This window comes from Euzebyales bacterium, from assembly GCA_035461305.1.
In the GTDB taxonomy this organism is placed as follows: Bacteria; Actinomycetota; Nitriliruptoria; order Euzebyales; family JAHELV01; genus JAHELV01.
On the sequence record DATHVN010000068.1, the window covers coordinates 18,642 to 27,351 of the forward strand.

Below are 8,710 nucleotides of genomic sequence, written 5' to 3' on the forward strand. Positions count from 1 at the left end.
TCTGCAAATGCCTCCCACACGGTCGTCCCCACCGCTCCGGGGAGCGAGCTCACCACATCGGGCGAACGCCTCCCCACACGGTCCCGACCACCTCCCGCGCGGCCGCCCCACGACGCCGCCGTCCACAAGGGCGCGCCCGCGACCGCGCGACCGACGGCGCCCGTGGCACATACTGCGCCGGACGCGTGTCGCGGACGGCTCGCGCAGCCCGACAGGAGGCGACGTGCACGACTTCACCCCGCTCGAATCCGGCGCACCACGACAGATCACGCCGACTACGCCGGCCGACCACTTCGAGGTGCTCACGCGTGCGGTGTTCAACGCCGGCATCTCCTGGCGGGTCGTGCAGGCGCACTGGGCCGCGATCGCCGACGCGTTCGCCGACTTCGACCCCGGCATCGTCGCCGGCTACGACGAACACGACGTCGAGCGCCTGGTCGCCGACGAGCGGCTGATCCAGAGCCGCGGCAAGCTGGCGGCCATCCCCGACAACGCCAGGACGTTCGTGCGCCTGGCCAGCGAACATGATGGGTTCGACACCTGGCTGGACGGTGTCGGTGACTACGACGCTCGGGAGCGGGCGCTCTGCAGGCGGTTCAAGTACATCGGCGAGTTCGGTGCGTACTGGTCCCAGTACACTCTGGGCATGGAGGTGCCCGACTACCGGGACTGGGCGCAGTCCCGTGGGCGCACGCTGCCAGCGGCCCTGCGCGACGACGGGTGACCGTACCGGCTGCGCGCTCGGGTCCAGGGGCGGCGGTGTGGCGGTGACGCCACGGCGGCGGTTCACGCGGGAGGAGCTGGAGAGCTTCCGCAACGCGACGGTGCCTGACCTCGTCGGGCCGGGCCTGCGCCTGCTGTTCGTGGGCATCAACCCCGGACTGTGGACCGCCGCCACCAACACCCACTTCGCCCACCCGGGAAACCGCTTCTACCCGGCCCTGCTGCGTGGCGGCGTCATCGGGCGGGCGATCGACCCGGCGGCGGGCATGGACGACGAGGAGCGGGCGCACCTGATCGAGCGCGGCATCGGGATCACCAACATCGCACCGCGGGCTACGGCGCGCGCGTCCGAGCTCAGTCGCGACGAGCTGCGAGCGGGCGCCCGCGACCTGGTCAGACGAGTCGAGGGGTGGAAGCCCGCCGTCGTGGCGATCGCGGGCATCACCGCCTACCGGGTCGCTTTCGAGCGACCACGCGCACAGACGGGACGCCAGGACGAGCTGCTTGGTGGCGTCGAGCTGTGGATCGTGCCCAACCCCAGCGGGCTCAACGCCCACGAGACAGTCGCGACGCTGGCCGCCGCGTACCGGCGGGTCGCCAGGGCCGCGGGGCTCGACGTGACAGGCGGCAGCTAGCGCCCTCGACTTCCGTGGGTGATCGGAGCGATGACCGTCGCGTCGAGGACACAGCGGGCCGAGCACATCTGGGAGGGCCTCCCAAAGACGCGGGCGAGGACTCGTTCGTCAAGCACGCGCTGCAGGATCGTCACACCGACGACCTCCGTCAGCAGGCCGCCGGCACCAGCCACGAACGCCAGTGCCAGCCCCACGGGTAGGGTCGTGACGACCGCGAGCGCGGCGAACGGGATGCTCGCTGCGAGCACGGCCCACGTGAGCACACGCAGCGGCGCGCCGCTCGCGGCGAACCGGTTGCTGACGAGCATCACGCCGAAGGCGCCGGCCCCGACGGCTGCGTTGAGGAACCCGAAGCCCTGCGCGCCGACGGCCATGACATCCGTCGCAACGAGCAGCAGCGCGACCAGGGCGATGCCGTCCACGAGGTTCATGACGACCATGAACAGCAGTGGCACCGCCACGTCCGCCGAAGCGATGACGGCACGTACCCCGTCCACGAACTGGTGCGCGAACGACGTGCCGGCGGCGTCACCGGCGACCGCGGACGCGGACGGGAGCGTCAGAGGGCGGAGCAGTACGAGCGCCAGACCGAACATCACGCCGTTGGCGACGAACGCGATTGGCGGGTGTCCGAGCACCAGCCCTCCCCGGAGTGCCGGCCCGACGACGACGGTCGACTCGACCGTCGTGAACAGGGCGTTGGCCGCGGCCAGGTCGACGGTGGGGACGGTCCACGGGATGAGCGCGGCGACCGCGGGATAGCAGGGCGTCCCGGCGATGGTGGCGCCGAACGTCAGCGTGAGCACCGCCAGCGGCGACCACTCCGCGACCACCGCCAGGGTCAGCGCGCACATGCATCCCACGCGCGTGGCATGAGCGAGCCCGAGCAGGGTCTGACGGTCGTAGCGGTCGGCGAGGACGGACGTAGCCGTATCCGCACCCCAGTCCAGCGCTGCGAGCTCACCGAAGAAGTCACCGCCGCCGAGCTCGCGTACGGTCTCACCATCTATCGAGACACGTGCGACGCCGTCGAGGACGACGTGGAAGTCACGCGCCGACGACCAGCGGTCGACGACGACGTTGCCGACGTCGACGTGGTCGTGTCGTGAGACCCGTGTCAGCCACTCGACGGTCGGGGCGTCAAGGGTCGCCAACAGCGGGTGCTTTCGGATCGTGGCCGCGTCGATCGTCGGCGCGGTCAACCAGACCTGATCCACCCCCGGCTCCGTGCGGTCGGTGCGGGACGTCGGCGCTTCGAGTGTCGCGACGTCGGTGGTTGCGAACACATCGAGCACCCGGTCGACGTCGCGCTTCGTGGTGGTGAAGTTCATGATCGCGAGGCGTACGCAGTAGCGCCCACCCAGCCGTGTCGACGACAGGAACGCGATGCCGCTGTCGTTGACCTGGTCGAGCAGGGCGGCGTTGACCGCCGCGATCCTCGCCTCGTCCGCTCCGTCGACGCGGCGCCGGAAGCACACGATCCCGAGCGTGGCTCCCGCGAGCAGCTCCAGGTCCGCATGCGCCTCGATGCGCCGCTGCGCGGTCCTGGCGAGATCCATGGCCCGATCGATCGCGGCCCGGGAAGGCGGCCAGCCCGAAGTAGCGAAGGGACAGCCACACCTTGAGCGAGGGTGCGGCGCGGCTCAGCTGCAGTCCCCTGTCAGCGAAGTTGACCTCCACGGCGGCGTCGTCGATGGCGGTGTCGCGCAGGTAGTCGGGCACGATCTCGAACGCGTCGCGCGGCAGGTGCCCCTCACGGACCAGCAGACCCCCACATTCGACCGGCTGGTACAGCCATTTGTGGGATCGAGGGTCACCGAGTCGGCGAGCTCGATCCCTGACAGCAGCGCACGACCCCGTTCCGTGAGCGCCGCAAAACCGCCGTAGGCGGCATCGACGTGGAGCCACACCGCGCGGTCACGGCAGATGGCCGCAAGGTCCACGAGCGGATCGATCGCCCCCGTGTTGGTCGATCCGGCCGCCGCCGCGACGAACAGTGGAACCCGGCCGGCGGCGAGGTCGGCGTCCATCGCGCCGACCAGGGCGTCGGTCCGCATGCAGTACGTGGCATCGACGGGCAGCACGCGCACCTGGTCGGGGCGGAAGCCGAGTGTGCGTGCCGCCCGTACGACGGAGGAGTGTCCCTGGTCGGAGACGTAGACGACCGCGTCGGCGGTCATCGCACCGATGAGGGTCTCCCGGGCACAGGCCAGCGCGGTCATGTTCGCGGCCGAGCCGCCGCTGGTCAGCAGGCCACCCGCGGAGGACGGGTAGCCGATCCACTCGGCGAACCAGTCGATCACCAGCACCTCGAGCTCGGCCGGGCCGGCGGCCGCGATCCACGCGCTCGATTCGAAGTCGAGCGCGCTGGCGATGAAGTCGCCGATCGCCGAAGGAAACGTCCCGCACGTCGGGATGTGGGCGAAGAACCAGGGTGATGCGCACGCGCAGCGAACGGCACCACGTCGTCGCCGAGCTGACCGAGGAGCTCGGCCGACGTCGTCCCGTGTTCTGGCGCATCGGTCCCGAGACGGTCGTCGAGCTCTCGACGACCCAGGTGCAGCAGCGCCGGTGGATCGTCGGCACGCGTCAGGTGGTCCACGACGAAGTCGACGGTAGCGTGGCCGAGTCGCCGCATCACGTCCGCGTCGAGCACCAGCGAGACGAGTCGGTTGTGGCTGTTGCATCATCTGTGGCCATCGCGGCGCCTCCCTCGGCTCGGCGGTCCGGTCCACGCGACACACGATCCATCCGCAGCGTCCACGAACCGTTACCGCCGGACGGGGCCCGGCCATCCGTCGGCACGTCGCGCAGTCGTGCCACCCACCGCCCGGCCGCGCAGAGGCGGACGTGGCGACTGCCGTGACGTTGCCGGGACGCCGGACGGTCAGGTCGCGCCGATCGGCGGATCCTGGTCGGGAGAGCGGTGATGCAGCGCACGGACGGCGTCATCCGGGCGGCTGCGCGCCCGGAGCCCCAGCCACCTGTCACTGCAGCTGATGCCATTAGCCATCGCAGGCGATGGGACTGGCCGCGGGGAAACGGGACCGCTCGACGAGAAGGTGGCGCGTCGCAGCCATCCGCCTGGCGACGACGCCGAGCGTGCCGGTGACAGGGACGACGATGCAACGCCGTGGACGCCAGATCCCCGGGGTGGCACGCGCGGCAGACACCAGGTCACGGGTGGCACGCGCGGCTGACACCAGGTCACGGGTAGCACGCGCGGCAGGCACCAGGCCACGGGTGGCTGCGCGGCTGAGATCAGGTCGCGGCCGGCATGTGGTGGCCGCCGCCGATCGGGATCGATCAGCTCGTAGCGTCCCGGCCACCGCGTGCGCAGCCTGGTGCGGGGGTCCGCCTCGTCCGCGACGAGCACCGTGTCCCCGGTGTCGGCGTCGATCGCGGTACGTCAACGGCCGGTGGCGCCGTCATGCCGACCGCGTGGTGCCGGCGTGCGTTCGGCACTGGAGGTCCATGGCCGGATGACGGGCCGACCTCGGTGGCCGTGGGCTGCGCTGTGTGGTCGTGCATGCCGACGGACTGCCTCGATCTCACCGGCATGCGACCGGCTCGGTCGCAGCGGACGGTGGTCGCGCTTGTCGCGGCCGTCGGCCGGACAGGCGAGTCCTCAAGGTCTGCGCGCCCGGACGAAGCGCAGGCGGCCCGTCAGGTCGGCCAGAGCGCCGACAGCGGAGAGTCCCGCCGCCTGCGCGTGGTCAGCGGCCTGGCCGACCCGTCGTTCGTCGAGTTCGAGCAGCAGCCATCCGCCGGGGCGCAGCCACTCCATCGCCAGTGCGATCAATCGGTCCGAGACCTCGTGGCCGGTCGGACCGGCGATCAGCGCGGTGGAGGGATCCCAGTCGGCTACCTCCGGAGGCACGTCCGCGAGCTCGTCCTCGGCCAGGTACGGCGGATTGGAGATCAGCACGTCCACCGTGCCCTGCAGCGCGTCGGGCACCGGTTCCAGCAGATCCCCCGGTCGCACGTCGACGTCGACGCCGAGGCGGGCGGCGTTGTCGACGGCGAGCGCGACGGCGGCGTCATCCACATCGGTTGCGATGACCTGCACGTCCGGGCGCTCGACTGCGATGGCGCACGCCACCGCGCCACTGCCTGTGCAGGGCTCGACCACGATGGCACCGGTGGGCAGCAGCTCGAGCGCGAGCTCGACGAGCAGCTCCGTCTCGGGCCGGGGCACGAAGACGCCCGGACGCAGCATCAGGTCGTGCGCTCGGAAGCCGGTCGCACCGAACACCAGCTGGAGCGGCTCGCGCGAGGCGCGGCGGTCGACGAGGCGGTCGAGTGCGGCGGCTTTGTCGGCGTCGAGGACGTCTGCCGACCGGCGCACCAGCTCCGCCGCCGACCACCCCAGCACGTGGCGGACCAGCCACCGGGCCTCAGTGCGCGGCGAGTCGATCCCCGCGTCCGCGAGCCGTCCGGTGATCTCGTCGAGCGCGGCCGCGACGGTCGGCGGCGCGACGATCACGTCGACGGCACCATGCTCGAGCGGACGGCGGCGCGACCTCGGTCAGTCGGCAAGCGCGAGTGCCTCCAGCCGGCGTCGCTGCTCCTCGGCCACCAGCCCCGACAGCAGCTCCGACAGCGCGCCGTCCATGACCTCAGACAGGTTGTGTACCGACAGGCCGATACGGTGGTCGGTCACGCGGCTCTGCGGGAAGTTGTAGGTGCGGATCTTCTCGGAGCGGTCCCCCGTGCCGATCTGCGACAGCCGCGCCTCCGCGCGCTCCCTGGCGGCGCGGTCCTGCTCGAGCTGCAGCAGGCGGGCCCGCAGGATGTGCAGCGCCCTCTCCCGGTTCTGCAGCTGCGACTTCTCGTCCTGGCATGACACCACGAGGCCCGTCGGCTCGTGTGTGATGCGGACGGCGGAGTCGGTCGTGTTGACCGACTGCCCACCCGGTCCCGACGACCTGTACACGTCGATCCGCAGGTCGTTGGGGTCGATGATGACGTCGACCTCGTCGGCCTCGGGCATGACCGCGACCGACGCCGTGGACGTGTGGATCCGGCCGCCGGACTCGGTCTGGGGCACACGTTGCACGCGGTGGACGCCCGACTCATGCTTGAGCTGGGAGTAGGCACCCTTGCCCGAGACCTGGAAGACGACCTCCTTGACGCCACCGATGCCCTGCTCGGACGCGCTGATCTGTTCGGTCTTCCACCCGGCCCGCTCGGCGAAGCGGGTGTACATCCGGTACAGCTCACCGGCGAACAGCCCGGCTTCGTCGCCCCCGGCACCCGCCCGGATCTCGACGATCACGTTGCGGTCGTCGTGCGGGTCGCGTGGCAGCAGCTGGAGGCGCAGCTCCTCCAACAGCTGCCCCGCACGCGCGTCGAGCTCCTCGGCCTCGCCGCGGAAGGCCGCCTGGTCCTCGGCACCGGCCTCGCGCGCCAGCTCGCGTGCCGCCTGAGCGTCGCCGGTCACCTCTCGGTAGGTGCGGTAGGTCTCCACAACGCCGGCGAGGTCGGAGTGACGCTTGGCCGTCTCGGCGTAGCGCTGGGGGTCGGAGAAGATCTCAGGGTCGCCCAGCGACGCGGTCAGCTCTTCGTAGTCGCGCTCGATCTCGTCGAGGCGCGCGAACAATCGATCGGACATGGTGAACCTTCGACGGTCGGCGGCAGGTAAAGCTTCGGGGCGGTGTGACCGCGCTACCCGCCGCCGGCCGGCTCGTCGGCCGTGCGCGGCACCGCCTCGTCGGCGGGCTGCGCAGCCGCCGTGTCGTCCGGTCCCCAGACCACCGGTGACGGGAGCGTCGCCGGCACGCGGCCCGCCAGCTCGTCGGGAGGCACGACGGCCTCGAAGGCGCGCAGCGCCACCTCGACCATCTCCGGGTCGGATGGTCGCGTCGTGATGTGCTGCAGCCACAGGCCGGGCTTCATCAGCGCCCGGACCAGAACGTTGTCACGACCCGCACCCAGGCGCAGCCCCTCGTAGGCGAGGCCGGCGACGATCGGCAGCAGCGCGACCCGCAGCAACACGTGGTAGGCGATGCCGGCCACCACGCCGTCCCCCGGTGGGGGCAGCAGCGAGCCGGCGACCGAGTACACGATGATCGCGATGAGCATCACCATGATCAGGAAGTTCGTGCCGCAGCGCACGTGCCTGGTCGAGTGCCGGCCGATCGACGCGGGCTCGAGCGGCTCGCCGTGCTCCCACGCCGCGATCGTCTGATGCTCGGCCCCGTGGTAGGCGAACACGCGCCGGATGTCACCGACCAACGCGATCGCCATCAGGTAGCCGAGGAAGATGGCGACCCTGATGACGCCCTCGACCAAGTGGTAGACGAGTCCGTCGCCGACCGCCGAACGCACCGGCGCAAGCCCCAGGTTGGGAAGCACGACGAAGACACCGACGAAGAGCAGCAGCGCGAGCAGGAGGCTGCCACCGAACTCGCTGGACGACAGCTGCTCGTCGTCCTCCACCGACTCGTTGGCGGAGATGGTCAACGCACGCGTTCCCACCTTCAGCGCGTCGACCAGGGCGAACATGCCGCGGAACAGCGGCAGGCGCCACAAGCGGACGCGTCGGGGCAGGTCACTCGTGGCGTGGCGCTCGAGGTAGATCTCGCCAGACGGGCGACGCACGGCGACCGCCCACGCGTCGGTGCCACGCATCATCACGCCTTCGATGACCGCCTGGCCACCGTAGTAGGCGAGCGCTTCGTCGGATGCCATGGATGGCGACCTCGCGTGCCGGGTGCGTGGCTAGGAGCTGGCGTCCTTCGTCCCGCTGCGCTTCGCCGCCTCGGCCTGCTTGGCCTGCGACTTTGCGTAGCGCTGCCGGTAGCGCTCGACACGGCCACCGGAGTCGACCAGCTTCTGCTTGCCCGTGTAGAAGGGGTGGCACACGTTGCAGAGCTCGACGCGGATCTCCGACCTGGTGCTGCGGGTCGTGAACTCGTTGCCGCACGAGCACCGCACCGTCGCGAGCATGTAGTCGGGGTGGATATCAGCCTTCATGTACTCGCTCCTTGGACTGCGCCGGTTTCCGAACGGCGCAGATGCACACCCTAGCCCGGATTCTCCCGGTGTCGCCGTGGACGAGAGTGGGTTGAGCAACCAGTCGGGCACGGCGGCGTTGCCCGCGCTGGTAGTGCGCGCGAACCGACGCTGGTGACGCCGCGCCGCCGCGGCCCGCGGCGGGGACCACCGTCAGCTTGTGGTTTCGATGTGCAGGACCGCAGGGGCGGTCTGGAAGGCCTCGGCGGTACGCCGTCCGGTGCCGGTGATGATCAACGCGAGGTTGTTGCCGGACGTCCAGCCAGAGCGGTTGACGACCTCCTGCACCACGGCAGCAAGGTTGGGAGTGCGCTGCCCGGCGCCGCGGGCACCGA

Annotated in this window: 9 protein-coding genes; 2 read left to right on the forward strand and 7 right to left on the reverse strand. The window is 70.9% G+C overall.

Annotated features, from left to right (window positions below):
* The first annotated feature begins 223 nt into the window (after positions 1-223).
* Both VK923_06420 and VK923_06425 read left to right on the forward strand, forming a co-directional pair.
* A complete protein-coding gene (locus VK923_06420) occupies positions 224-724 on the forward strand; it encodes a DNA-3-methyladenine glycosylase I (protein ID HSJ44298.1) in 501 nt (166 codons plus the stop codon).
* 43 nt (positions 725-767) lie between these two features.
* On the forward strand, positions 768-1,358 hold the full coding sequence (locus VK923_06425) for a mismatch-specific DNA-glycosylase (protein HSJ44299.1): 591 nt from the start codon (positions 768-770) through the stop codon (positions 1,356-1,358).
* On the opposite strand, the gene VK923_06430 is transcribed toward VK923_06425, so the two are convergent.
* The 7 genes from VK923_06430 to VK923_06460 all read right to left on the reverse strand — a co-directional run.
* Complete coding sequence (locus tag VK923_06430) at positions 1,355-2,917, reverse strand: MFS transporter (protein HSJ44300.1); 1,563 nt, start codon at positions 2,915-2,917, stop codon at positions 1,355-1,357. The genes VK923_06425 and VK923_06430 overlap by 4 nt on opposite strands.
* Before the next feature lie 84 nt (positions 2,918-3,001).
* Complete coding sequence (locus VK923_06435) at positions 3,002-4,153, reverse strand: aminotransferase class V-fold PLP-dependent enzyme (protein ID HSJ44301.1); 1,152 nt, start codon at positions 4,151-4,153, stop codon at positions 3,002-3,004.
* Positions 4,154-4,986: 833 nt separating this feature from the next.
* Entirely contained in the window at positions 4,987-5,844 is an 858-nt protein-coding gene (gene prmC / locus VK923_06440) for a peptide chain release factor N(5)-glutamine methyltransferase (protein ID HSJ44302.1), read from the reverse strand.
* Between the two features lie 42 nt (positions 5,845-5,886).
* A complete protein-coding gene (gene prfA, locus VK923_06445) occupies positions 5,887-6,972 on the reverse strand; it encodes a peptide chain release factor 1 (GenBank protein HSJ44303.1) in 1,086 nt (361 codons plus the stop codon).
* Between the two features lie 53 nt (positions 6,973-7,025).
* On the reverse strand, positions 7,026-8,051 hold the full coding sequence (locus tag VK923_06450) for a DUF1385 domain-containing protein (protein HSJ44304.1): 1,026 nt from the start codon (positions 8,049-8,051) through the stop codon (positions 7,026-7,028).
* Positions 8,052-8,081: 30 nt separating this feature from the next.
* Positions 8,082-8,336 carry a 50S ribosomal protein L31 gene (gene rpmE / locus VK923_06455; protein ID HSJ44305.1) on the reverse strand — a complete coding sequence of 85 codons (255 nt, stop codon included), beginning with the start codon at positions 8,334-8,336 and terminating at the stop codon, positions 8,082-8,084.
* A gap of 192 nt (positions 8,337-8,528) precedes the next feature.
* Positions 8,529-8,710: hypothetical protein (locus tag VK923_06460; protein ID HSJ44306.1), on the reverse strand; the 182-nt coding region annotated here is incomplete at its 5' end.

Excerpts from the sequence above, each read along its gene's own strand:
- VK923_06430 (HSJ44300.1), bottom strand. The coding sequence starts at position 2,917 with ATGGATCTCGCCAGGACCGCGCAGCGGCGCATCGAGGCGCATGCGGAC.
- VK923_06435 (HSJ44301.1), bottom strand. The coding sequence starts at position 4,153 with ATGGCCGGGCCCCGTCCGGCGGTAACGGTTCGTGGACGCTGCGGATGG.
- prfA (HSJ44303.1), bottom strand. The coding sequence starts at position 6,972 with ATGTCCGATCGATTGTTCGCGCGCCTCGACGAGATCGAGCGCGACTAC.
- VK923_06450 (HSJ44304.1), bottom strand. The coding sequence starts at position 8,051 with ATGGCATCCGACGAAGCGCTCGCCTACTACGGTGGCCAGGCGGTCATC.
- rpmE (HSJ44305.1), bottom strand. The coding sequence starts at position 8,336 with ATGAAGGCTGATATCCACCCCGACTACATGCTCGCGACGGTGCGGTGC.